Source organism: Microbacterium sp. Bi98, assembly GCF_918698045.1.
Lineage (GTDB): Bacteria > Actinomycetota > Actinomycetes > Actinomycetales > Microbacteriaceae > Microbacterium.
The window spans coordinates 1-22,335 of record NZ_CAKKLK010000015.1 but is presented as its reverse complement, the minus strand read 5'-3'; the positions used below and the strand labels follow the sequence as shown (position 1 = coordinate 22,335).

Here is a 22,335-nt window from a genome sequence, read left to right as displayed (position 1 = left end):
GGCCCGCGCGCCGCACCCCTCGACCCGCGCGACCGCGGCCGTCCTCGCGTGATCAGTCCCGCGCGTCGACCCCGCTCGTGTCGATGAACGCCCAGCCGTACGCACCGAGCTCGCGGCGCGCCGCGGTCGACCCCGTGAGCACATCGCGGCCGGGCACATCGACCGCCAACGGCTCCGCACTGTGGTTGATGGCGGTGAGGATGCCGCCTCGGCGTGCGATCTCGACGTGCTCGGGAAGGCCCTCGATCTCGGCGGTCACTCCCGCCTCGACGGCGAGCCAGCGCAGCACGGCTGCCATGCCGGCGTCGTCCGGGATCGTCGCGAGGTAGTAGCCGTTGCCGTCCCCGAAGGCCTTGCGGGTGAACGCCGCTCGCCCGGCGGTGCGACCCTCGGTGAAGCGACCCAGCACCTCGGCATCCTGCACGAGGAGCTCTTCCGCGAAGTACTGGCCGACGATCGTCCCCGCGGGGCCGTCCACTCGCGCCTCCGACTGGCCCGGCCCGTCGGGCACGGCGTGGCTCGCGACCTCTCCGGCAGAGTCGGCCGATCGCACCGACTCGGGCGGCACCAGCGCCCCGAAGTCCTCGAGCGCGACGCCGAGCGCGTCCCGCAGCGAGACGATGAAGCCGCCCTCGCGGAACGCGTCGTCCTGGTCGACGACATCGCTGAACGCCGAGACGAACAGGTTGCCGCCCTGCGCGACATACGCCGTGAGATTCGCGGCGCCCTCATCGCTCAGCAGATACTGCTGAGGCGCGACCACGAGTGAATAGCCGCGGAGATCGCTCGTCGTGTTCACGATGTCGACCGCGAGGTTCTGCCGATGCAGCGCCGCATGCCAGCGGTGCGAGAGCGTCAGGTAGTCGAGCACGATCGGGTGGTCGCGCCCGTCGATCGCCCACCAGTTCTCCCAGTCGAAGACGAGAGCGATCTTCGCCCCCGACGAGACGTCCGGCATCTCGGGGAGCTGCGCGAGCTGTCCGCCCAGCTCGACGACCTCCCGCCAGGTGCGGGTGTCGAGCCCGGCCTGCGGCACCATCGCCGAGTGGAACTTCTCGCTGCCGCGGCGCGACTGCCGCCACTGGAAGAACATGATCCCGTCGGCGCCTCGGCCCACCGCCTGCGCGCTGATCGCCGCCATCTGACCGGGTGCTTTCGGGGCGTTGGTGGGACGCCAGTTCAGGGCATTGGTGGACTGCTCCGTGAGGATCCAGGGCACCCCGGGCTTGAGACCGCGCATCAGCTCGCGTGCGAACGCGGCCCCGCGGAACGACTCGGGGTCGTTGGGATCGGGGTAGTTGTCGTCGCTGATCACGTCGACCTCGGCCGCCCACTTCCAGTAGTCGGCCGGCGGGAACGCGCCCATGAAGTTGGTCGTGATCGGCTGGGTCGCTCCCGCGGCGCGGATGATGTCGCGCTCCATCACGTACAGCTCGAGCAGGGTGTCGGAGGTGAACCGTTTGAAGTCCAGAACGCTGGTCGGGTTGATGCTGTACGGCGCCTTGCGCGGCGGCACGATCTGATCGAAGTCGGTGTAGCGCTGCGACCAGAAGTCCGTGCCCCAGGCGTGGTTGAGGGCGTCGATCGTCGCGTACCTGCGCTGCAACCACGCGCGGAACGCGTCGCGCGCGGCGTCGGAGTAGTCGTAGTGCAGATGGCATCCGTACTCGTTGTTGACGTGCCACAGCACGACGGCAGGATGCTGCGCGTAGCGCTCCGCGAGAGCGGTGACGAGTTCGGCCGCGAGGCGACGGTAGACGGGAGAGGAGGGCGCGAAGGCCTGGCGGCTGCCGGGCCAGAACGTCGAGCCGTCGGCATCCTGCGGCAGCATCTCGGGGTAGGCGGTCGAGGCCCACGGCGGCGGGGATGCGGTGGCGGTGGCGAGGTCGACCTGGATGCCGCCCTCGTGCAGCAGCCCGATGATCTCGTCGAGCCACTCCCAGTCGAACTCGCCCTCGGCCGGCTGGATGCGCGACCACGAGAAGATCCCCAGGCTCACGAGCGTCACGCCGGCCTCGCGCATCAGCCGGACGTCGTCCGGCCACACCTCTCGCGGCCACTGCTCGGGGTTGTAGTCGGCGCCGTAGTGCATGAGTCTCCTGGGTCGGGTGTTCGGCCTGCTCTCTCGACCCTAGCGGGGAAGCGCTTTCCAGCACAGTCGTCCGGCGTGCTTCCGCAACTGCAAGGACGCCCTAGTAAATATGCGGATGCCGAAGTACCATCGTCATAGTGCCAACGACGGCGCGAAGGGACATCGCACAATGACTCGTACCATTCCCCACTTCGTAGGCGGAAAGCACCTCACCCCCGAGGGAGGGCGCTTCGCCGACGTGTTCGATCCGAGCACGGGATCCGTCCAGGCGCGCGTGCCGCTGGCCTCCGCGCAGGAGGTCGCCGATGTGATCGCGAACGCCGAGGCCGCGCAGGTCGAGTGGGCGGCGACCAACCCCCAGAAGCGCGCACGGGTGCTGCTGCGCTTCCTCGATCTCGTGCAGCGCGAGATGACCGAGCTCGCCGAGCTGCTTGCGAGCGAGCACGGCAAGACGGTCGACGATGCGAAGGGCGACATCCAGCGGGGTCTCGAGGTCATCGAGTTCTCCGCGGGCGCGCCGCACCTGCTCAAAGGCGAGTACTCGACGGGTGCCGGCGCCGGCATCGACGTCTACTCGATGCGGCAGCCGCTCGGAGTGGTGGCGGCGATCACCCCGTTCAACTTCCCGGCGATGATCCCCCTGTGGAAGGCGGGCCCCGCCCTCGCCGCCGGCAACGCCGTGGTGCTCAAGCCCAGCGAGCGTGACCCCTCGGTGCCTGTGCGCATCGCCGAGCTGTTCCTCGAGGCGGGGCTGCCCGCCGGGGTCCTCAACGTCGTGCACGGTGACAAGGAGGCCGTCGACGCGCTGCTCACCGACGACCGCATCCGCGCCGTCGGCTTCGTGGGCTCGACGCCGATCGCCGAGTACATCTATTCGACGGCGGCCGCGCACGGCAAGCGCGCGCAGTGCTTCGGCGGCGCCAAGAACCACATGATCGTCATGCCCGACGCCGACCTCGACCAGGCCGTCGACGCGCTGATCGGCTCGGGATACGGATCGGCGGGCGAGCGTTGCATGGCGATCTCGGTCGCGGTGCCGGTCGGTCAGGAGACGGCGGATGCTCTCGCCGCCAAGCTCACCCAGCGCGTGGCGCAGCTGCGGATCGGCCCGTCCCTCGCCTCCGACGTCGACTACGGGCCACTCGTCACCCGGGCTGCCGTCGAGCGGGTCGAGGGGTACATCCAGCAGGGGGTCGACGAGGGCGCGACCCTCCTGGCCGACGGTCGCGGCTTCACGGTGCCCGGTCATGAGCAGGGCTTCTACCTCGGACCGACGCTGTTCGACGACGTGACCACCGACATGGCGATCTACCGCGAGGAGATCTTCGGACCGGTGCTCGTGATCGCCCGCGCCGCCGATTACGAGGAGGCGCTGCGCATGGCATCCGAGCACGAATACGGCAACGGCGTCGCGATCTTCACGCGCGACGGAGACGCGGCACGCGACTTCGCCGCACGGGTCGAGGTCGGGATGGTCGGCGTCAACGTGCCGATCCCGGTGCCGATCGCGTATTACACGTTCGGCGGCTGGAAGCGCAGCGGGTTCGGCGACCTCAACCAGCACGGCGCCGATGCCTTCCGCTTCTACACGAAGACCAAGACGGTCACGAGCCGCTGGCCGTCGGCCGGCATCCGCGACGGCGCCAGCTTCGTGATCCCCACCATGCACTGACCTCACGACGCCCACAAGGAATCGACATGACAATGACCACCGTCACCACCACCGCCGAAGAGCGCGAGGCCATTCTCGACGCCGTCCGCGAGTTCGCCGAGACCGAGCTCGCACCCTTCTCCGCCGAGCGCGACGAGAAGCACATCTTCCCCCGCGAGTCGCTCGGCAAGGCCGGAGAACTGGGCCTCGGCGGCATCTACGTGAGCGAGGAGTTCGGCGGCACGGGCCTCAGCCGCTCCGACACCGTGGCGATCTTCGAAGAGCTCGCGAAGGGCGATCCCGCGGTCGCCGCCTACATCTCGATCCACAACATGGTGGTGTGGATGATCGACACCTACGGCGACGATGCACAGCGCGGCCGCTGGCTGCCCGACCTCACCGCCATGCAGGAGTTCGGCGGCTACTGCCTGACCGAGCCGGGCGTCGGATCCGATGCCGCGAACGTCGCGACGAGCGCGGTGCGGGACGGAGACGACTACCTCCTCACCGGCGTGAAGCAGTTCATCTCGGGTGCCGGCGAGGCCGCCGTGTACGTGGTGATGGCCCGCACCGGCGAGCCGGGAGCCCGGGGCATCAGCGCCTTCCTCGTCCCCGGCGATGCCGAGGGACTCAGCTTCGGGGCGCCCGAGAAGAAGATGGGCTGGCACGCCCAGCCCACCCGTCAGGTGATCCTCGACGGCGTGCGCATCCCCGCATCCGGAATGCTCGGCGACGAGGGCCGTGGCTTCGCGATCGCGATGTCGGCGCTCAACGGCGGTCGCCTCAACATCGCGGCCTGCTCCATCGGAGGTGCCCAGTGGGCCCTGGATCGGGCGGTGCAGTACGTGCACGAGCGCGTGGCGTTCGGCGAGCCGCTGGCCGAGAAGCAGTCGATCCTGTTCGCGATCGCCGACATGCGCACCGACCTGCAGGCCGCTCGCCTCATGGTGACCGACGGCGCGCTGGCGGTCGACGAGCACGCCCCGGATGCCACGATGCGATGCGCGATGGCCAAGCGCTTCGCGACGGATGCCGGATTCGACGTCGCCAACCGCGCGCTGCAGCTGCACGGCGGCTACGGCTACCTGCAGGACTACGGCATCGAGAAGGTCGTGCGCGACCTGCGGGTGCACCAGATCCTCGAGGGCACGAACGAGATCATGCGCCTGATCGTCGGGCGCGAGATGCTGCGACCGGCGGGATCCGCCTCGATGCGGAGCGCATCATGAGCGAGTCGTCGAGCGTCCGGATCGCCTTCCTCGGACTCGGCCACATGGGGCTGCCGATGGCGAAGAACCTCGTCGCCGCAGGGCACGAGGTGCACGGGTTCGACCTGGTGCCCGCGGCGATCGAGGCGGCGCAGGCCGCCGGCATCCCCGTCGCGGCCAGCGGAGCGGACGCCGTCGCCGACGCCGACGTCGTCATCACGATGTTCCCGGCGGGAAGGCACGTGATCGACGCGTACCGCACCGAGCTGCTCGCCGCAGCCCGCCCCGGCACCCTGTTCATCGAGTCGTCGACGATCGCGGTCGACGAGGCCCGTGCCGCCCACGCGCTCGCGCTCGCCGCGGGGCATCGCAATGTCGACGCCCCGGTGTCCGGCGGCGTCGTCGGTGCCGAGAACGGCACGCTCGCGTTCATGGTGGGCGGCTCGGACGAGGACTTCGCCGCCGCACTGCCGGTGCTCGAGATCATGGGCACGCGCATCGTGCATTGCGGGGGGTCGGGGCTCGGCCAGGCCGCGAAGGTGTGCAACAACATGGTGCTCGCCGTCTCGCAGATCGCGGTGGCCGAGGCTTTCGTGCTCGGCGAGCGGCTCGGGCTCGAGCACCAGGCGCTGTTCGACGTGGTGTCGCAGGCGTCCGGTCAGTGCTGGTCCATCACGACCAACTGCCCCGTCCCCGGCCCCGTTCCGACGAGCCCGGCAAACCGCGACTACCAGCCGGGCTTCGCCGGTGCTCTGATGGCGAAGGATCTCGGGCTCGCGCTGCAGGCGATCGAGCAGACGTCGACCGACGCGCGGATGGGGCGGCTCGCCCAGCAGCTCTACGCCGCCTTCGCTGCGGGCGACGGCGCGACCCGCGACTTCTCCGGCATCATCACCGACATCCGCGACGGCAGCGTGTGAGCCGCGCGAGATACTGAGATGACCACGACGGAGAGGCCTTCACGATGACGGAATACGAGACGATCCTGGTCGAGCAGCGCGGACGTGTGGGGTGGATCACCCTGAACCGCCCCGAGGCGCTCAACGCGTTGAACAGTCGCCTCGCCGACGAGGTCACCGCGGCCGCTGTGGCCTTCGACCTCGACGACGGGGTCGGCGCCATCGTCGTGACCGGGTCTGAGAAGGCGTTCGCCGCCGGCGCGGACATCAAGGAGATGGAGGGCATGTCGGCCTCCGAGATGCTCGAGACCGATCATTTCGGCGTCTGGCATGAGTTCGCCGCGGTGCGCACGCCCGTGATCGCCGCCGTCTCAGGGTTCGCACTCGGGGGAGGATGCGAGCTCGCGATGATGTGCGACATCATCCTCGCCGCCGACACCGCGAAGTTCGGGCAGCCCGAGATCAACCTCGGCGTCATTCCCGGCATGGGCGGCACGCAGCGGCTCATCCGCGCCGTGGGCTACTACAAGGCGGCCGAACTCGTGCTGTCCGGTCGGTTCATGGGCGCCGAGGAGGCGGAGCGCTCCGGCCTCGTGTCGCGCGTCGTGCCGGCATCCGACCTCCTCGCCGAGGCTACGAGGCTCGCCGAGACCATCGCGTCGAAATCGCTGCCGTCGGTGTTCGCCGCGAAGGCCGCGCTCGACGCGGCGATGGAGACGACGCTCGCCGATGGCCTCGCCCACGAGAAGCGGGCGTTCGCCGAGCTGTTCGACACCGCAGACCAGAAGGAAGGCATGTCCGCCTTCCGGGAGAAGCGTGCGCCCGACTTCCAGAACCGCTGAGCGCCGCTCCACAACTCCGGAGGACTGCGCCCGTTCCGTGCCGAGCACCCGCCGGCAAGCCCGAGCCCCCTCGGATCTCCGGAGTCATGGAGCAGAGCCTGCACGCAGGCGGCGGGAGATCTCAGCCGCGCAGCGCGTCGACGATCTTCGCGACGCGCCGCTCGCGGGTCGCATCCTGTTTGGCCTCCGCCACCGAGCGGGCGTGCTCTTTGCGCACGGAATAGGGGAGCGCGTCGAAGGCGGCGCGCAGCGCGGTGTCGGCGTCGAGCACCTCCGCGAGGGAGGCGGGCACCTCGACAGTGCGCTCGGCCGCATCCAGCCGGATCACCGCATCGACCTCCTCGTCGATCTCGACGCCGAGGTCGGCGCGCACAGCCTTGCTGAAGCCGATCATGTTCGCACCTCCCATCCGGGCCAGGCGCAGCCGGGCGGTGCGTCCTCCGATCGTGACCGCGACGGGGAACGCCTTCCCCGCTCCGAACGAGGCGACCTGCTCGTCGGTGAGGATGATCGCGGCGGCGGGGCCACGGCCTTCGAGGATGGTGTGCAGGCGCAGTTCGCTCATGCGGGCAGTGTACGCCCGCGTCCCTCGGCCTCGGATGCCAGGTGGGCGTTGCGCTCCTCGATCAGGCGTCGCATGTACTCGCGAAGGATCAGACGGTCGACGAGGCGTCCGATCGGACCGAACGGCGAGTGGAAGACGATCGTGTCGCGGGCCAGGGTTCCCTGCGGATGCTCCTCGAACACGTGCTCGTGCTCGAACGCTCCGAACGGCCCGGAGAGCTGCCGATCGCGGAACCCACGCGGCGGGTCGACGTCGTACACGATCGTCCGCAGCCGGAACGGGATGCCGAAGTGCCGTGCTCGCCACGTGACGGTCGACCCCTCCGTGAACACGCCGCCGGCCGGAGCCTCGATCATGGTCTCCCGGTATCGCGCCATCGACCGCAGGTGCATCCCGGGGTCGAGAGCGACTGCGAACACCGTCTCACGCGGTGCGGCGATGACCGTCTCGAGCACGAACGCGGCCATGTCAGAGCGGCTCGGGCTGCGGCCTGGGGTCGGTGAAGTCGCCGGCGGCCTTGCGCATGCGGGCGACGATCGCGACGAGCTCGGCGGCATCCTCGCGGCTCATCCCCGGGTCGGCGAAGACGTCGGCGTTCAGGGCGTCCGTGGCGCGAGCCACGAGTTCTCGGCCCGGCTCGGTCAGGGCGAGCAGTGCCGCACGGCCGTCGTGCGGGTGCGGTTCGCGCACGATGAGTCCGTCGCGCACGAGGCGCTCCGCGGTGCTCGTGACGGTTGTCGCGTGCACCTGCAGTCGGGCGACGACGCTCGACAGCGGCAGTCGGCCCGACCGGCTGAACGCCAGCAGACGCAGCATCTCGTATCGGGCGAAGCTGAGCGCGAAGGGCTTGAGCGTCGCGTCGACCCGCGCGAGCAGCAGCTGCTGTGCGCGCATGACGGAGGTGACGACGGTCATGCCGTCGGCGGCATCGGTCCATCCGTGCGCGAGCCACTGCCGCTTCGCCTCGGCGAGCGGATCGACGGGCAGCGGACGCGGTCGGTTCACGGTTCTACGGTAGGCCATCGCGTCGCCGCAGCCGGGACCCGGCACCCGGGAGACGACTGGTGGTCCTCAGTCGCTCATCGGGTGGGACTCAGTATCAAGGGACTAGAATCGACGCAGTCGTGAGGAGCAATCGATGAAGATCTTCGTCCTGGTCAAAGAGGTGCCGGACACCTATAGCGACCGCAAGCTGAACCTCGAGACCGGCCTCGCCGACAGAGGCGCCGGCGACGTGGTGCTCGATGAGATCACGGAGCGCGCGCTCGAGGTCGCGCTGAGTCATGCCGACAAGAACGAGGGCACCGAGGTGGTCGCGGTCGCGATGGCTCCTGGCGGCTCGACGGCATCGGTGCGCCGAGCGCTCGCGATCGGCGCAGGCTCCGCAGTGCACATCGCCGACGAGCAGCTCGCGGGGGCCGACCTCGGCCTCACTGCCGAGACGCTGGCCGCGGCGATCCGTCGCGGCGAACCCGACCTGGTGATCACCGGCAACCTGTCGACCGACGGCTCGGGCGGCGTCATGGCGGCGATGCTCGCCGAGCACCTGGGGTGGGCGCAGGCGACGGCGCTGACCTCGGTCGAGATCTCCTCGGACGGCATCACCGGAACCCGAGGGGCGGATGCCGGAGCGCAGCCGATCTCGGCATCCCTCCCGGCGGTGATCTCGATCACCGAGGCACTGCCCGACGCGCGCTTCCCCAACTTCAAGGGCATCATGGCGGCGAAGAAGAAGCCGCTCGAGGTGCTCACCCTCGACGACCTCGGTGTCTCCGCGGACCCGGCGGCCGCACCGCGCACCATCATGACGTCGGTCGCCGAGAAGCCGCCGCGCGCGGCCGGCGTGAAGATCGTCGATGAGGGCGATGCCGCCGAGAAGCTGGTCGAGTACCTCGTGCAGAACAGGCTGGTGTGACATGACCTACCCCGAGAACCCCATCCTCGTCCTCGTCGACCTCGACCCCGCGGGCAACCCCGCCAGCAGCACGGCGGCACTGATCGGCGCGGCCTCGACCGTCGGCGCTCCGGTCGCGCTCGTCGTCGGAGGGTCCGCAGACGCGGCGGCTCAGGTCGCCGCGGCCGGAGCGTCGGTCGTGCTCACGGCCGACGGCGACCAGTCAGTGCTCACCGTGCCGATCGTCGATGCACTGCACGCGGCCTTCGAGCAGGTGCGGCCGGATGCTGTGCTGATCTCGAACTCGATCAGCGGACGCGATGTCGCCGGGAGGTTCGCCGTGCGCGCGAAGCTGGCGCTGTCGGTCGACGCCGTCGGCGTCTCGAGGGATGACGAGGGCATCGTCGCCCACCACTCCGTCTACGGAGGCGCGTACCTCACCGACTCGGCTCCCACGTTCGGCGCACCGGTCATCACGGTGCGTCAGGGCGCGGTCGACGCGCGAGCCGAGGCGGTGGAGTCGCCGACGATCGACGCGCTCTCCGTGTCGGCATCCGGCACCGTCGGGGCGACCGTCGGCGCGGTCGAGGCCGTCGAGTCCACGTCGACGCGGCCTGAGCTGCGCGGCGCCACGCGGGTCGTCTCGGGTGGTCGCGGCCTCGCCTCGAAGGAGAAGTTCGTGCTCGTCGAAGAGCTCGCCGACGCTCTCGGCGCAGCGGTCGGCGCCTCGCGCGCGGCGGTCGACGCCGGCTACATCCCCCAGTCGCATCAGGTCGGTCAGACGGGCGTCTCGGTCTCGCCGCAGCTGTATGTCGCCCTCGGCATCTCGGGTGCGATCCAGCATCGCGCGGGCATGCAGACGGCGAAGAACATCGTCGCGATCAACAAGGACGGCGAGGCGCCGATCTTCGACGTCGCCGACTTCGGCATCGTCGGCGATCTGTTCACGATCGTCCCGCAGGTGATCGCGGCCCTCGAGGCGCGGAAGAAGTAGCCATGGCGACGCGGATGCTCAGGCGCGGGCTCCCGCGCGTTCCCGGCGGCGAGCCGTGGCCTCCCGGCGACATCGCCGTTGAGGCGCCTGCGGATGCCGAGTACGCATCGCCGCTCTCGGCGCCGTCGACCTCGCTCGATGAGTCGGAGGAGGCCGCCCCGGCGGCTGCCGCTCCGGTGGCTACCGTGCCGGAGCCCGAGTCCTCGGTCGTCGAGCACGCGGTGCCGTCTGCGGCGAGTGGCGCGTCTCTTCGCCGGGGCCTTCCGCGCACGCCGGGTGGCGAACCGTGGCCTCCCGCGAGCGTGGCGGCTGTCGCAGGCGCAGGCGCAGGCGCTGCCGCGGCGCGGACATCGTCTTCGAGGCCGGAGCCGGCGGATGCTGCCACCGACGCCGCAGCAGACGTGCCGACCCGGTCCGCCTCGCCGTCCACGCTCGACGAGCCGACGCCTGAGTCGGCCCCGGTCGTCGCGCAGACGGGATCCGTGCGTCGCGGTCTGCCGCGAGTCGCCGGCGGAGATCCGTGGCCCCCGGCGGATACCGTTCCGCTGATCGCAGTCGCCTCGGACGCGGCCTCCTCCATCGCCGTCGATGCCCCGGCTGCCGCGGATGCCCCGGCTGCCGCGGATGCCCCGGCCTCCGCGGATGCAGCCCCCGAGGTCGCGGCATCCGCACCGGCCGCCGCTCCGGCATCCGCACCCACCACGGCCGTCGCCACCGCCGCCGCGTTCGCGCTCGGGGATCCTTCGATCCCGCTGCCCGCTCCCCGCACCGTCTGGAACGGCAGTGCGCCTCGGCACGTCACGGCGACCGCTCCGGCATCCGACCGACCTCGGCCGACCTGGACCCAGGCGATCGCCGTCCTCCTCGGCGCCGCGGCGCTCGGCATCCTGGCGGCCGCTGCCGTGGCGTTCGTGCGGGCGCTGCTGAGCTTCCCGTTCATGCAGGACTTCCTCGCCGCGTTCCCCGGCGAATACGAGCCGGCCGTCGCCGTCGAACCGGGATTCGCCCCGTGGACCAACTGGGCGCACTTCTTCAACGTGTTCCTGATGGTGCTGATCATCCGGTCGGGCCTCCGCATCCGCAACGAGAAGCGCCCGACCGCGTTCTGGACCCCGCGCAACGATCCCAAGGGCAAGGTCAGCCTGACGATCTGGTTCCACCAGGCGCTCGACATCCTCTGGCTCGTGAACGGCATGATCTTCGTGGTGCTGCTGTTCGTCACCGGACACTGGGCGCGCATCGTGCCGACGAGCTGGGAGGTCATCCCCAACGCGCTGTCGGCCGCGCTGCAGTACGTGTCGTTCGACTGGCCGACCGAACACGGCTGGGTGAACTACAACAGCCTGCAGCAGCTGGCCTACTTCGTCACGGTGTTCGTCGCGGCTCCCTTGGCGGCGGCGACCGGGTTCCGCATGTCGGGGATGTGGCCGAAGAAGGCCGAGCGTCTCTCGAAGGCCTACCCGATCGAGTGGGCCCGCGCGCTGCACTTCCCGATCATGATCTACTTCGTGGTGTTCATCATCGGCCACGTCGCGCTGGTGTTCCTCACCGGGTTCCTGCGCAACCTCAACCACATGTACGCCTCCTCGGACGCCGTCGGCTGGACCGGATTCTGGGTCTTCGTGGCATCCCTCGTGGTGATCGCCCTCGGCTGGGTCGCCGCCCGGCCGCTCGTCATCGCCCCGATCGCGAAGCTGTTCGGCACCGTCTCCGGACGTTGACGCGTCCACGATTCAGCCCAGACTGCTTCCGACGCAGCGAAACGGCCCCCTGCCTGAGGCAGGGGGCCGTTCATGCGAAAACGTGAGCGCGAGGGCCACGAGGCGCGGGCTCAGCGCACGAAGCGCACCTCGGTCAGCGTCTCGCCGAGGAACGGCTCGGTGTGGCTGGCGCCGTCGAGCGTGAATCCGTTGCGCGTGTAGAAGCGGTGGGCGCGGGGGTTGTCCTCCGCGACCCACAGGTAGAGAGGTTCGTCCTTCTCGACGGCGGCGTCGAACAGCTTCTGGCCGATGCCCGTGGAGTGGTACGCGTCGAGCAGGTAGATGAAGTACAGCTCGCGGAACGCCGGGGCGTCCTTGTCGCGGGCGGGGCCGGAGCCGACGAACCCGACGATCTCTCCGTCGACGAGCGCGGCGCGCATGGTGAACTCGGGGCCCTGCGAGGCCCAGTGCGTCCACAGCTCGGCCATGCGGCGGGGCGAGACCTTCTCGAGGGCTGCCTTGCTGATCAGGTGGTCGTAGGTCTCGTGCCAGCACTGCGCGTGCACGCGACCCAGGGCTTCCGCATCCACATCACGGACCGGACGGACGATGACTTCAGGCTGGGCTTCGGCGCTCATATCGCGACTCTACGCGCGGGGTCCGCGAAGAGGAAATCGAACGGAAGCGTTCCCGCAGCACCGATATGCCGCTGGAGACATCGCACAACGATGTTCGCGAATCGTTCGTCGCTGGCTACGATCAGTGCTCGTGAACGTGATCTGGCGCACTCTCCTCGTGATCCTCTCCGCCCGTCGCCGCGTGCGGCGAGGCAAGACCCTCGACGCGGGCTCCGTCAGCAGCATCACACTGACGACGCTCCCCACCGACATCGACATCCTGCGCCACATGAACAACGGTCGCTACCTGTCGCTGTTCGACCTCGGTCGCTGGGACCTGCTGATCCGCACGGGGCTGTTCGACGCGATGAACGAGCGCGGCTGGTACGCCGTCGTGTCGAGCGAGACCGTCACCTTCCGCAAGTCCCTGCAGCTCTGGCAGCGGTTCGAGGTGCAGTCCCGGTTCATCGGACACGACGACAAGGCCGTGTTCCTCGAGCACCGAGCCGTCGTCGGCGGCGAGATCTACGCGCGGGTGATCGTGCGCTCGCGGATGCTGCGCCGCACCGGAGGCGCGGTCAGCAACGAAGAGCTGTTCGCCGCAGTGGGCAAGCCCGAGGGCGTGCCCGAGATCGATCCGTGGGTGCACGACTGGGCCGCGGCATCCGCTCTGCCTCCCGTGCGCACCTCCGCGCCGAGCGTGTGGAACTGACGCCGTGACCGATCCGTGGGGTCTCGAGACGCGCGCACCGGGCTCGGTGCTGCTGGTGGGATGCGGCAAGCTCGGCGTGCGACTCGGCGAGCGGCTCGTCGAGCAGGGCGCGCAGGTCACGGCCATGCGCCGGAGTGCGGGGGAGCTGCCCTTCCCGACGATCGAGGCGGATCTGCGGCATCCGCTCGACCGCGACCTTCCGGCCTTCGACTCGGTCGTGGTCACGCTGCCGCCCAGCACCGAGGGCGACTCGATCTATCCACCGGCGCTGCGCGGGCTCGCGAAGGCCCTGCCGTCGATGCCGGAGCGGGTCGTGTTCGTGTCATCGACGCGCGTGTTCGAGGGGCGTCCTGGCGAGACACCGCTGACCGAGCGCGACGCGACGCGGGTCTCGAGCGAGCGAGGCGGCGATCTGGTCGAGGGCGAGCAGCTGGCCATGGAGCTGTTCGGTGCCCGCATCGTGCGGCCCGCCGGCATCTACGGCCCGGGACGCGACTTCCTCATCCGACGGGTGCGAGAGGCGGCACCGGTCGACCACACGCGTCGCACGAACCGGATCCACGAGACGGACCTCGTGCGGCTGCTCGAGGCGATGCTGCGCGCCGACTCCGCGCCACCGCTGATCCACGCCGTCGATCGGGAGCCGGTGCTGCTCGGGGACGTGGTCGCGCATATCGCCACCCGGCTCGGCGTCGAGCCGCCGCCGCACCTCGACCCCGAGGTCGGCGGCGGGACGGTGCTCGACGGGCATCTGCTGCAGGAGTTCCTCGGCGATCTCGACTACCCGACGTTCCGCGAGGGATACGACGAGATGATCGCCGCGCTCTGAGCGGTTCCACCTCTTCCGGTCGCAGTTCGTGTCGCCCGCCCGCGCGTTCGACGGCACGAACTGCGGCCGGAACCGCACGACGCGATCGTCGCTCAGGGCCAGGCGCTCACCGCGGTCCTAGGCTGAGCTCATGGCCGACCCGATGCCCTCCACGGATCCCGAATCCGTCTCGCTCGCGGACCGTGCGGTCGAGCTCGCGCGCCGCTGGGTGATCGAGGCCGCGGCCGCCGATGTCGATCCGGCGGCCGAGCGCCTGGCCGGTGTGCTGCAGGATGCCAACGGGCTGCCGTTCACGCTCGGATTCGTCGACGGGGTCATGCGCCCCGAGAGCCTGAGCGCCGCAGCATCCCAGCTGCACCGCATCGCCCCGATCGTGCCCGAGTTCCTGCCGTGGTACCTGCGGTCGGCCGTGCGCATCGGCGGCGGAGTCGCACAGATGCTGCCGAGCCCCGTGGTGCCCATCGCCCGCCGGGTGCTGCGCGAGATGGTCGGTCACCTGGTCGTCGACGCCCGACCGGCGAAGCTCGGTCCTGCGATCGCGAAGATCCGCGAATCGGGCGCACGACTCAACCTCAATCTGCTGGGAGAGGCCGTGCTCGGCGAGGCCGAGGCGCAGCGGCGGCTCGACGGCATCCATGAGCTGATCCGTCGTCCCGATGTCGACTACGTCTCGGTGAAGGTGTCGGCGATCGTCAGCCACATCTCGATGTGGGCGTTCGACGAGGTCGTGGAGTCGGTCGTCGAGCGACTCCTTCCGCTATATCTGACCGCCGCGGCGGATCGCACCTTCATCAACCTCGACATGGAGGAGTATCGCGACCTCGATCTGACGATCGCGGTGTTCACGCGCATCCTCGAGGATCCGCGGCTCGAAGGTCTCGAGGCCGGCATCGTGCTGCAGGCCTATCTGCCCGACGCCCTGCCGGCGCTGCAGCAGCTCACCGCCTGGGCTCGCGAGCGCGTCGACCACGGCGGCGCCCCCATCAAGGTGCGGCTCGTCAAGGGAGCCAACCTCGCGATGGAGCGGGTCGAGGCGCGGATGCACGGATGGACGCAGGCGACGTACGACACGAAGCTCGACACCGACGCCAACTATCTGCGCTGCCTCGACTGGGCGCTGCGCCCCGAGAACGTCGCCGCCGTGCGTCTGGGGATCGCGGGTCACAACCTGTTCGGCATCGCCTATGCGTGGCTGCTCGCGGGGGAGCGGGGTGTCCGCGCTCTCGATCCGGGATCGGCGACCGCCGCGAACTCGCAGCCGCCGATCGAATTCGAGATGCTCCTCGGCATGGCGCAGGGGCAGGTGCAGGCCGTCTCCCGCGAGGTCGGCGAGGTGCTTCTCTATGTCCCGGTCGTGAAGCCGAGCGAGTTCGACGTCGCCATCAGCTACCTGGTGCGGAGGCTCGAAGAGAACGCGTCGAGCGACAACTTCCTGTCCGCAGCATTCCGCCTCGGTGACGATGAGGCGCTGTTCGTGCGTGAGCGCGACAGGTTCCTCGATGCGGTCGACCGCTCGGCGTCCCCGACGCTGCAGGTGGGGGCGCTGCGCAGCCAGGACCGACTCGCACCCGTGCACGAGTCCATGCGGCCCGTGCCCGTGGCGCCTGCGCCCGAGGAGGGGCTGACCCAGGCGGTGCTCGGAATCTCGCGCGGATCGGATGACCCGACCGGGCCGTTCCTGGAGACCGCGGTCTACGCCCCACGCGAGATCGATGAGGCGACCGGCGGCGCGCCGGGCTTCGCGAACACGCCCGACAGCGACCCGTCGCTTCCGGCCAACCGGGACTGGGCCCGCGAGATCACCGCCCGGATCGACGACTCCACCCTCGGCGTCTCGACGATCGAGGCCGCCCGGATCGACGATGCGGACACGCTCGAGGCCACGATCGCGGGCGTGCACGACGCCGCGGCGCTCTGGGGTGCTCGCCCCGCCGCCGAGCGGGCCGAAGTGCTGCTGCGCGCGGCCGCCGCTCTGGAAGGGCGCCGCGGAGACCTGATCGAGGTCGCCGCCTCCGAGACCGGCAAGGTCTTCGCCGAGGCCGACGTCGAGGTCAGCGAGGCCGTGGACTTCGCGCGCTACTACGCCGCCAAGGCGCGGGAGTTGGATGCCGTCGCCGGCGCCACGTTCGACCCGGCGCGCGTGACGGTCGTCACCCCACCGTGGAACTTCCCTCTCGCGATCCCCGCGGGCGGCGTGCTCGCCGCGCTCGCCGCGGGCTCCGGAGTCGTCTTCAAGCCGGCTCCGCAGGCTCGCCGCTGCGCGGCGGTCATCGCCGAGACGCTCTGGGAGGTCGGCGTTCCCCGCGACGTGCTCGCCCTCGTCGACATCGAAGAGGGCGATCTCGGCCGTGAGCTGATCTCGCACGAGTCCGTCGATCGGGTCATCCTCACCGGTTCGTGGGAGACGGCGGCGCTGTTCCGCTCGTGGCGCCCCGAACTTCCGCTGCTCGCCGAGACCAGCGGCAAGAACGCGATGATCATCACACCCTCGGCTGATCTCGATCTCGCGGTCGCCGATCTGGTGCGCAGCGCCTTCGGGCACGCGGGGCAGAAGTGCTCGGCGGCCTCCCTCGCGATCCTCGTCGGACCCGTCGGACGCTCCCAGCGCTTCGCCCGTCAGCTGGCCGATGCCACTCGGTCGCTGCATGTCGGCTGGCCCACCGATCCGCTCGCCGAGGTCGGACCCGTGATCGAGCGACCCGAGGGCAAGCTCGCGTGGGCGCTCACCGAGCTCGAAGGCGACGAGCAGTGGCTCATCGAGCCCGCCGTCTCGACCGACGACCCCACGGGGCGCCTCTGGCGACCCGGCATCCGTGTGGGAGTGCAGCCGGGTTCTCGGTTCCACACCGAGGAGTTCTTCGGCCCGGTGCTCGGCGTCATGCACGCGCCGACGCTGGAGCGGGCGATCGATCTGCAGAATGCGGTCGAGTACGGTCTGACCGCCGGACTGCACACGCAGGACCCGGCTGAGCTCGCGCTCTGGCTCGACCGCGTGCAGGCCGGCAACCTCTACGTGAACCGGGGCATCACCGGTGCGATCGTGCAGCGCCAGCCGTTCGGCGGGTGGAAGCGCTCCTCGGTGGGCCCCGGCGCCAAGGCCGGCGGCCCGAACTACCTCATCGGACTCGGATCCTGGCGGTCGAGCGGGTCCGGCACCGTCTCGAGCACTCTCCATCTGCGCGGGCTGGACTCGCGCATCACCGACCTCATCGAGTCAGCGCAGCCGTCGCTCGACTTCGAGGCCTTCGAGTGGCTGCGTCGTTCTGCGCTCTCGGATGCGCTCGCCTGGGACCGCGAGTTCGGGCAGGTGCGCGACGTGTCGCACCTCGGGATCGAGCGCAACCTGTTCCGCTACCGCCCGGTTCCGGTCGCGATCAGAGCCACCGCGGATGCCGGCTGGCAGGAGCTGCTGCGCGTCGTCGTCGCCGCGGTGCGCGCCGGCGCCCGGTTCGTGCTCTCGACGCCCGTCGGTCTTCCGGCGCCGGTTCGCCGCGCTCTCGGCGAGCTCGGCGCCGTCGTCCACATGGAGAGCGACGACGAGTGGATCGAGCGGATGCGGCGGCGCGGCGAGCAGTCGTCCGCGACGCTCGAATCCCTCGACGACGAATTGCGACCGAGCCGGGTGCGACTGGTCGGGCCCCGCGACTCCGTGGCAGCGCTGCACCGCGCACTGGCGACAGCCGTCGGCGGCGATCCCGACCTCGCGGTGTACGACGGCGAGGTCACCTCCGCCGGGCGCATCGAGCTGCTGCCCTTCGTGCACGAGCAGGCCATCGCGATCACCGCGCACCGCTACGGCAACCCCGACGCCTGGAGCGCTTCCGTCATCTGACGCCGCGCGAGCGCGGTGTAAAGAATTCTTGACACAGCGGCTGCCGCAGGCGTAACCTCGTGTCAAGAATCTTTTACACGGGAGGGTGTCATGGTCTACGAGGAGCGCAACGTCTGGGTCGGTCTCGTCGTCAGCCTGATCGCCATCACGGCGTACGTCGTCGTGGTGCTGCAGCAGGCGGCCGGCGGTCCCGTGACCGAGGTCGACTGGCCGCCGCTGATGCTGTGGATGATCGGCGGCGGAATCGTCGTGACCATCGCGATCAGCATCATCTGGGGCATGATCGCCGGCGCCCGCGACCCCGACGGCGTGGGCAGGTCCGACATCCGCGATCGGGACATCGGTCGCATGGGGAGTCGTGTCGAGCAGGCGTTCGTGGCCATCGCGGGCACCGGCGTGATCCTGCTCTGCGCGATGAACGCGGACGTCTTCTGGATCGCCCACGCCATGTTCGCGGGCTTCGTGATCGCGACGATCGTGGGCGGGATCGCGCGGGTCGTGGCCTATCGAAGGGGTCTCGTCTGATGGTCAAGCCGACGCTCGTCTCCAACCGCATCCGTGCGCATCGGGAGGCCGCCGGTCTGACCCAGGCCGAGCTCGCCCGCCGCGTCGGCGTGACTCGCCAGACGCTGATCGCGATCGAGCAGGAGAAGTACTCGCCGACCCTCGAACTGGCCTTTCAGATCGCCCGGGCATTCGGCGTCGGCATCGACGACCTGTTCCAGTACCCCGAGCCCACGACCACGGAGGTGTGAGATGACCGAGACGATGCCTGCCTGGGTGCGTGAGACGTACGGCCCGTCCGACGGAGTGCACCTCGAGCAGATCCCCGTTCCGATCCCGCGTCCGGGCGAGGTGGTGCTGCGCGTCGAGGCGACCGCCCTCAACGCCGGTGATATCCGCCTCATGCTCGGAGACCCCCTGCTCGTGCGTCCGGTCTTCGGCCTGACGCGCCCGAAGCATCCGGTGCGGGGAATGGAGGTGGCCGGCACCGTCGTCGCCGTCGGATCCCAGGAGATCGGCGCCGAGGTCGGCGAGCGCGTGGTGGGCGAGCTCGTCGGAGGAGGGGGACTCGCATCGCATGTCGCTGTGCCCGCGACGCGCCTCGTCCCGATCCCGCCGGATGTGACCTCCGTGACTGCGGCCTGCCTGCCGATCGCCGCAGGTACCGCATGGCAGGCCCTCGACCACGCGGGGACCGGCTTCCGCTCCGTCAGGCACACTGCGGCGGGCCATGTCCCTCGAGTCCTGGTGCTCGGCGCCTCCGGGGGAGTGGGCACCTTCGTGGTGCAGCTCGCGGCGCTGCGCGGTGCCGAGGTCTGGGCGACGTGCGGTGAACGCAACGCGCGCCTCGTCGAGCACCTCGGCGCCGTGCGCACCCTCGACCACCGTTGCTCGCCGCTGACGGAGCTGCCCGCAGCGCACTTCGACGCGGTGATCGACATCGCCGGAGGGATGCCGCTGCGCGACCTGCAGCGCCTCGTGATCTCCGGCGGACGGGTGGTGCTCGTGACGGGTGACGGCGGCCCCGTGCTGGGCCCGATCCCGCGGATGGTGAAGGCGGCGTTCCTGTCGATCGGTTCGAGCCGCCGCATCCGCCCGCTCGCGGCGAGCCCTCGTCCGGAGATCCTCGCGAAGCTGCTCGAGCTCACCGCCGAGGGGCGGATCACACCCGTGATCGAGCGCGAATTCGGATTCGACGAGGCCCGCGCGGCCCTCGCGCACCTCGAAGCCGGTCATACGGTCGGCAAGGTCGTCGTCCGCGGAGCCTGAGCGAGAAGCGCCTGCGCTCTGGCGGCGTCCAGGGGGCGGGTGACAGAATGGATGCTGGCGTGCCCGAGTCGCATCTTCCCCGGGCGCCGTCTCTCATCGAGCGGCGCGGGTCGAAGGACCGCCGGGCCCCTGGACAGCGTCCGCCGCATCCGTTCGAGGAGCCCCATGTCTGTCGAAACCACTGCGCCGGCATCCGAGACCGCAGCTCCGGTCCGCACCGCACACCACCGTCACTACCTGATGTGCACGCCGTCGCACTTCACGGTGAACTACTCGATCAACCCGTGGATGGAGCCCTCGAAGCCGACCGACACGGCCAGGGCGGTCGAGCAGTGGCAGAAGCTGCACGACCTGTACCTCGAGCTCGGCCATGAGGTCGAGCTGATCGAGCCTCTCGCCGGGTTCCCCGACATGGTCTACACGGCGAACGGCGGGTTCCTGATCGACGGCCGCGCCTACGTGCCGAAGTTCCGCTTCGTCGAGCGCCAGGGCGAGGCGCCCGCGTTCGCCGACTGGTTCCGCGCCGCGGGCTACGACACCGTGATCCCCGAAGAGGTCAACGAGGGCGAGGGCGACTTCCTGCTCGTCGGCGACGTGATCCTCGCCGGCACGGGGTTCCGCTCGACCGGCGACAGCCACCGCGAGGTCGGCGACGTCTTCGGCCGTGAGGTCGTGTCGCTCAACCTGGTCGACCCGCGCTTCTACCACCTGGACACCGCGATCGCGGTGCTCGACCCCGTGCAGGGCGTAGAGAACGGCGGCCCCGAGCGCGCGAACATCGCGTATCTGCCCGGCGCGTTCGATGACGAGAGCCGGGCGATCCTCGAGGAGCGCTTCCCCGAGGCGATCCTCGTGTCCGACGAGGACGGATCCGTCTTCGGTCTCAACTCCGCGAGCGACGGCTACAACGTGATCATCTCGCCGCGCGCGAAGGGCTTCGAGAAGCAGCTGCGCGAGCGCGGCTACAACCCGATCATGATCGACCTGTCCGAGCTGCTGCTCGGCGGCGGCGGCATCAAGTGCTGCACCCTCGAACTGCGCGGTGCGGTGTGACCGCCGTCGACCCGGGCGTGAGCGCCGAGGTGACGGCGGAGCCGCACGTCGCCCACAACTACCACCCGCTGCCGGTCAACATCGCCCGGGGTGAGGGTGCGTGGGTGACGGATGTCGAGGGCAAGCGGTACCTCGATCTGCTCGCCGCCTATTCGGCGGTGAACTTCGGGCACCGGCATCCGGCTCTCGTGGCGGCCCTGACCGAGCAGCTCGGTCGCGTCACCCTCACGAGCCGCGCCTTCATGAGCGATCGGCTCGAGCCGTTCGCCGCCGCGCTGTCGACTCTCGCCGGCAAAGACATGGTGCTGCCGATGAACACCGGCGCCGAAGCGGTCGAGACCGGCATCAAGGTCGCTCGCGCATGGGGGTATCGCGTCAAGGGCATCGCGGACGACCAGGCGCGCATCATCGTCGCGGCCGGCAACTTCCACGGCCGCACCACGACCATCGTCAGCTTCAGCGACGACCCCGAGGCGCGGACGGACTTCGGCCCGTACACGCCGGGATTCGACGTGGTTCCCTATGGGGACGCGGATGCCGTCGCAGCGGCCATCACCGAGAACACCGCCGCCGTGCTGATCGAGCCGATCCAGGGCGAGGGCGGAGTGGTGATCCCCCCGGAGGGATACCTGCGCCGCATCCGCGAGATCTGCGACGAGAAGAACGTGCTGTTCATCGCCGATGAGATCCAGTCGGGTCTCGGCCGGGTCGGCGAGACCTTCGCCTGCGATCGGGAGGGCGTCGTGCCCGACCTGTATCTCCTGGGCAAGGCGCTGGGCGGCGGGATCCTTCCGGTGTCGGCGGTCGTCGGCGACGCGGATGTGCTCGGAGTCATCCGCCCGGGTGAACACGGTTCGACGTTCGGGGGCAACCCGCTCGCCGCGGCCGTCGGCCTGCGGGTCGTCGAGATGCTCGAGTCCGGGGAGTTCCAGGAGCGCGCTCGCGCACTCGGCGCCCACCTCGCCGCCGGCCTCGAGCCGCTGATCGGGCACGGGGTGACCGAGGTGCGCATCGCCGGGCTGTGGGCCGGCGTCGACATCGACCCCGCCAAGGGGACCGGCCGCGAGATCGCGGAGAAGCTCCTCGACCGGGGTGTGCTCGTCAAGGACACCCACGGTCAGACGATCCGCATCGCCCCTCCGCTGGTGATCCGCGCGACCGAACTCGACTGGGCGGTCGAGCAGCTGAAGCTGGTTCTCGGGGCGTGACGCCCTGTCCGCCGGGCGACACGCCCGGCGGACAGCCCGGATTTGCCGGAACCCCGGAACCCACGTAACTTATTACTTGTTCGCCCCACAGGGAAGCGGAGAGGCCGAGAGCCTTACCCCCCTCAAGCGGAGAACCACCTCCACTCGATCAGCTCCTCGGAGCAGATCGCAGACACACTTCTGTCTGACCTGGAGCTTCCACTTCGGAGAAACGGTCGATTTGACAGCGACTCCGGAACGGATAAGCTAGTGAAGTTGCCTCGGCGGCCTTGAGCCCCGAGCTGCAGATCTGGTTCTGAGCCTCACGGCGTGTCGATTTGACAGGCCGAATGGCACAGATAAGATAGAGAAGTTGCCCTTCGGGCCTGGTTGTGATGACTGGGTCGTGGGAGCATCCGATCCTTGAGAACTCAACAGCGTGCACTTGTCAAATGCCAAATAACCTCGATTCAGCTTCGGCTGGATG

At 69.9% G+C, this 22,335-nt stretch carries 20 protein-coding genes; 15 read left to right on the top strand and 5 right to left on the bottom strand.

Annotated features, from left to right (window positions below; genetic code table 11):
- Window positions 1-52 precede the first annotated feature (52 nt).
- On the bottom strand, window positions 53-2,092 hold the full coding sequence (locus tag LQZ85_RS16440) for a beta-galactosidase (protein ID WP_056280624.1): 2,040 nt from the start codon (window positions 2,090-2,092) through the stop codon (window positions 53-55).
- A 169-nt stretch (window positions 2,093-2,261) separates the two neighbouring features.
- Here LQZ85_RS16440 and LQZ85_RS16435 point away from each other — a divergent pair, with 169 nt between their 5' ends.
- From LQZ85_RS16435 to LQZ85_RS16420, 4 genes are read left to right on the top strand one after another with little or no spacing between them, the layout of a single operon-like run.
- Window positions 2,262-3,764 (top strand): CoA-acylating methylmalonate-semialdehyde dehydrogenase, encoded by a 1,503-nt coding sequence (locus tag LQZ85_RS16435; protein WP_056280628.1) that lies wholly within the window; start codon window positions 2,262-2,264, stop codon window positions 3,762-3,764.
- 26 nt (window positions 3,765-3,790) lie between these two features.
- Window positions 3,791-4,972, top strand: a complete 1,182-nt coding sequence (locus LQZ85_RS16430) for an acyl-CoA dehydrogenase family protein (protein ID WP_072591951.1) — start codon at window positions 3,791-3,793, stop codon at window positions 4,970-4,972.
- Window positions 4,969-5,871 (top strand): 3-hydroxyisobutyrate dehydrogenase, encoded by a 903-nt coding sequence (mmsB, locus tag LQZ85_RS16425; RefSeq protein ID WP_053097851.1) that lies wholly within the window; start codon window positions 4,969-4,971, stop codon window positions 5,869-5,871. Before LQZ85_RS16430 ends, mmsB begins: the two co-directional genes overlap by 4 nt.
- A gap of 44 nt (window positions 5,872-5,915) precedes the next feature.
- Window positions 5,916-6,692: an enoyl-CoA hydratase-related protein gene (locus LQZ85_RS16420; RefSeq protein ID WP_053097849.1), complete on the top strand. Its 777-nt coding sequence runs from the start codon at window positions 5,916-5,918 to the stop codon at window positions 6,690-6,692.
- A 121-nt stretch (window positions 6,693-6,813) separates the two neighbouring features.
- Here LQZ85_RS16420 and LQZ85_RS16415 read toward each other — a convergent pair whose 3' ends face one another.
- Genes LQZ85_RS16415 through LQZ85_RS16405 form a run of 3 tightly spaced genes read right to left on the bottom strand, consistent with a single transcriptional unit; the run spans window position 6,814 to window position 8,262 of the window.
- Window positions 6,814-7,257, bottom strand: coding sequence for a YdeI/OmpD-associated family protein (locus LQZ85_RS16415; protein ID WP_230101226.1), 444 nt, complete (start codon window positions 7,255-7,257; stop codon window positions 6,814-6,816).
- Window positions 7,254-7,724, bottom strand: a complete 471-nt coding sequence (locus LQZ85_RS16410) for an SRPBCC family protein (protein WP_053097845.1) — start codon at window positions 7,722-7,724, stop codon at window positions 7,254-7,256. The genes LQZ85_RS16415 and LQZ85_RS16410 overlap by 4 nt, the downstream gene beginning before the upstream one ends.
- Window position 7,725: 1 nt before the next feature.
- Window positions 7,726-8,262 (bottom strand): MarR family transcriptional regulator, encoded by a 537-nt coding sequence (locus tag LQZ85_RS16405; RefSeq protein ID WP_230101225.1) that lies wholly within the window; start codon window positions 8,260-8,262, stop codon window positions 7,726-7,728.
- Window positions 8,263-8,395: 133 nt separating this feature from the next.
- Here LQZ85_RS16405 and LQZ85_RS16400 point away from each other — a divergent pair, with 133 nt between their 5' ends.
- Genes LQZ85_RS16400 through LQZ85_RS16390 form a run of 3 tightly spaced genes read left to right on the top strand, consistent with a single transcriptional unit; the run spans window position 8,396 to window position 11,866 of the window.
- Entirely contained in the window at window positions 8,396-9,172 is a 777-nt protein-coding gene (locus LQZ85_RS16400; protein ID WP_230101224.1) for an electron transfer flavoprotein subunit beta/FixA family protein, read from the top strand.
- Between the two features lies 1 nt (window position 9,173).
- Window positions 9,174-10,145: an electron transfer flavoprotein subunit alpha/FixB family protein gene (locus LQZ85_RS16395; protein WP_230101223.1), complete on the top strand. Its 972-nt coding sequence runs from the start codon at window positions 9,174-9,176 to the stop codon at window positions 10,143-10,145.
- 2 nt (window positions 10,146-10,147) lie between these two features.
- Complete coding sequence (locus LQZ85_RS16390; RefSeq protein ID WP_230101222.1) at window positions 10,148-11,866, top strand: cytochrome b/b6 domain-containing protein; 1,719 nt, start codon at window positions 10,148-10,150, stop codon at window positions 11,864-11,866.
- 110 nt (window positions 11,867-11,976) lie between these two features.
- On the opposite strand, the gene LQZ85_RS16385 is transcribed toward LQZ85_RS16390, so the two are convergent.
- On the bottom strand, window positions 11,977-12,483 hold the full coding sequence (locus LQZ85_RS16385) for a GNAT family N-acetyltransferase (protein WP_053097837.1): 507 nt from the start codon (window positions 12,481-12,483) through the stop codon (window positions 11,977-11,979).
- Between the two features lie 130 nt (window positions 12,484-12,613).
- On the opposite strand from LQZ85_RS16385, the gene LQZ85_RS16380 reads away from it, so the two are divergent.
- The 8 genes from LQZ85_RS16380 (at window position 12,614) to rocD (ending at window position 21,869) form a co-directional block, all read left to right on the top strand.
- On the top strand, window positions 12,614-13,174 hold the full coding sequence (locus LQZ85_RS16380; protein ID WP_230101221.1) for an acyl-CoA thioesterase: 561 nt from the start codon (window positions 12,614-12,616) through the stop codon (window positions 13,172-13,174).
- Window positions 13,175-13,178: 4 nt separating this feature from the next.
- Window positions 13,179-14,003, top strand: coding sequence for a hypothetical protein (locus LQZ85_RS16375; RefSeq protein WP_230101220.1), 825 nt, complete (start codon window positions 13,179-13,181; stop codon window positions 14,001-14,003).
- 130 nt (window positions 14,004-14,133) lie between these two features.
- Window positions 14,134-17,835, top strand: a complete 3,702-nt coding sequence (locus LQZ85_RS16370; protein WP_230101219.1) for a bifunctional proline dehydrogenase/L-glutamate gamma-semialdehyde dehydrogenase — start codon at window positions 14,134-14,136, stop codon at window positions 17,833-17,835.
- 90 nt (window positions 17,836-17,925) lie between these two features.
- On the top strand, window positions 17,926-18,360 hold the full coding sequence (locus LQZ85_RS16365) for a hypothetical protein (RefSeq protein WP_056280648.1): 435 nt from the start codon (window positions 17,926-17,928) through the stop codon (window positions 18,358-18,360).
- Window positions 18,360-18,590, top strand: a complete 231-nt coding sequence (locus tag LQZ85_RS16360) for a helix-turn-helix transcriptional regulator (protein ID WP_053097831.1) — start codon at window positions 18,360-18,362, stop codon at window positions 18,588-18,590. The genes LQZ85_RS16365 and LQZ85_RS16360 overlap by 1 nt, the downstream gene beginning before the upstream one ends.
- 1 nt (window position 18,591) lies before the next feature.
- A complete protein-coding gene (locus LQZ85_RS16355) occupies window positions 18,592-19,608 on the top strand; it encodes an NAD(P)-dependent alcohol dehydrogenase (RefSeq protein WP_056280652.1) in 1,017 nt (338 codons plus the stop codon).
- A 165-nt stretch (window positions 19,609-19,773) separates the two neighbouring features.
- The gene (ddaH, locus tag LQZ85_RS16350; RefSeq protein ID WP_053097827.1) at window positions 19,774-20,661 is read left to right on the top strand and encodes a dimethylargininase; all 888 of its coding nucleotides are present in this window, start codon (window positions 19,774-19,776) and stop codon (window positions 20,659-20,661) included.
- Window positions 20,658-21,869: an ornithine--oxo-acid transaminase gene (gene rocD / locus LQZ85_RS16345; protein ID WP_056280654.1), complete on the top strand. Its 1,212-nt coding sequence runs from the start codon at window positions 20,658-20,660 to the stop codon at window positions 21,867-21,869. Before ddaH ends, rocD begins: the two co-directional genes overlap by 4 nt.
- Window positions 21,870-22,335 lie beyond the last annotated feature (466 nt).

Coding starts and splice junctions, on each gene's coding strand:
- ddaH (WP_053097827.1), top strand. CDS start 19,774: ATGTCTGTCGAAACCACTGCGCCGGCATCCGAGACCGCAGCTCCGGTC.
- LQZ85_RS16410 (WP_053097845.1), bottom strand. CDS start 7,724: ATGGCCGCGTTCGTGCTCGAGACGGTCATCGCCGCACCGCGTGAGACG.
- LQZ85_RS16370 (WP_230101219.1), top strand. CDS start 14,134: ATGGCCGACCCGATGCCCTCCACGGATCCCGAATCCGTCTCGCTCGCG.
- LQZ85_RS16430 (WP_072591951.1), top strand. CDS start 3,791: ATGACAATGACCACCGTCACCACCACCGCCGAAGAGCGCGAGGCCATT.
- LQZ85_RS16420 (WP_053097849.1), top strand. CDS start 5,916: ATGACGGAATACGAGACGATCCTGGTCGAGCAGCGCGGACGTGTGGGG.
- mmsB (WP_053097851.1), top strand. CDS start 4,969: ATGAGCGAGTCGTCGAGCGTCCGGATCGCCTTCCTCGGACTCGGCCAC.
- LQZ85_RS16355 (WP_056280652.1), top strand. CDS start 18,592: ATGACCGAGACGATGCCTGCCTGGGTGCGTGAGACGTACGGCCCGTCC.
- LQZ85_RS16415 (WP_230101226.1), bottom strand. CDS start 7,257: ATGAGCGAACTGCGCCTGCACACCATCCTCGAAGGCCGTGGCCCCGCC.
- LQZ85_RS16395 (WP_230101223.1), top strand. CDS start 9,174: ATGACCTACCCCGAGAACCCCATCCTCGTCCTCGTCGACCTCGACCCC.
- LQZ85_RS16365 (WP_056280648.1), top strand. CDS start 17,926: ATGGTCTACGAGGAGCGCAACGTCTGGGTCGGTCTCGTCGTCAGCCTG.
- LQZ85_RS16360 (WP_053097831.1), top strand. CDS start 18,360: ATGGTCAAGCCGACGCTCGTCTCCAACCGCATCCGTGCGCATCGGGAG.
- LQZ85_RS16400 (WP_230101224.1), top strand. CDS start 8,396: ATGAAGATCTTCGTCCTGGTCAAAGAGGTGCCGGACACCTATAGCGAC.
- LQZ85_RS16385 (WP_053097837.1), bottom strand. CDS start 12,483: ATGAGCGCCGAAGCCCAGCCTGAAGTCATCGTCCGTCCGGTCCGTGAT.
- LQZ85_RS16440 (WP_056280624.1), bottom strand. CDS start 2,092: ATGCACTACGGCGCCGACTACAACCCCGAGCAGTGGCCGCGAGAGGTG.
- LQZ85_RS16435 (WP_056280628.1), top strand. CDS start 2,262: ATGACTCGTACCATTCCCCACTTCGTAGGCGGAAAGCACCTCACCCCC.
- LQZ85_RS16390 (WP_230101222.1), top strand. CDS start 10,148: ATGGCGACGCGGATGCTCAGGCGCGGGCTCCCGCGCGTTCCCGGCGGC.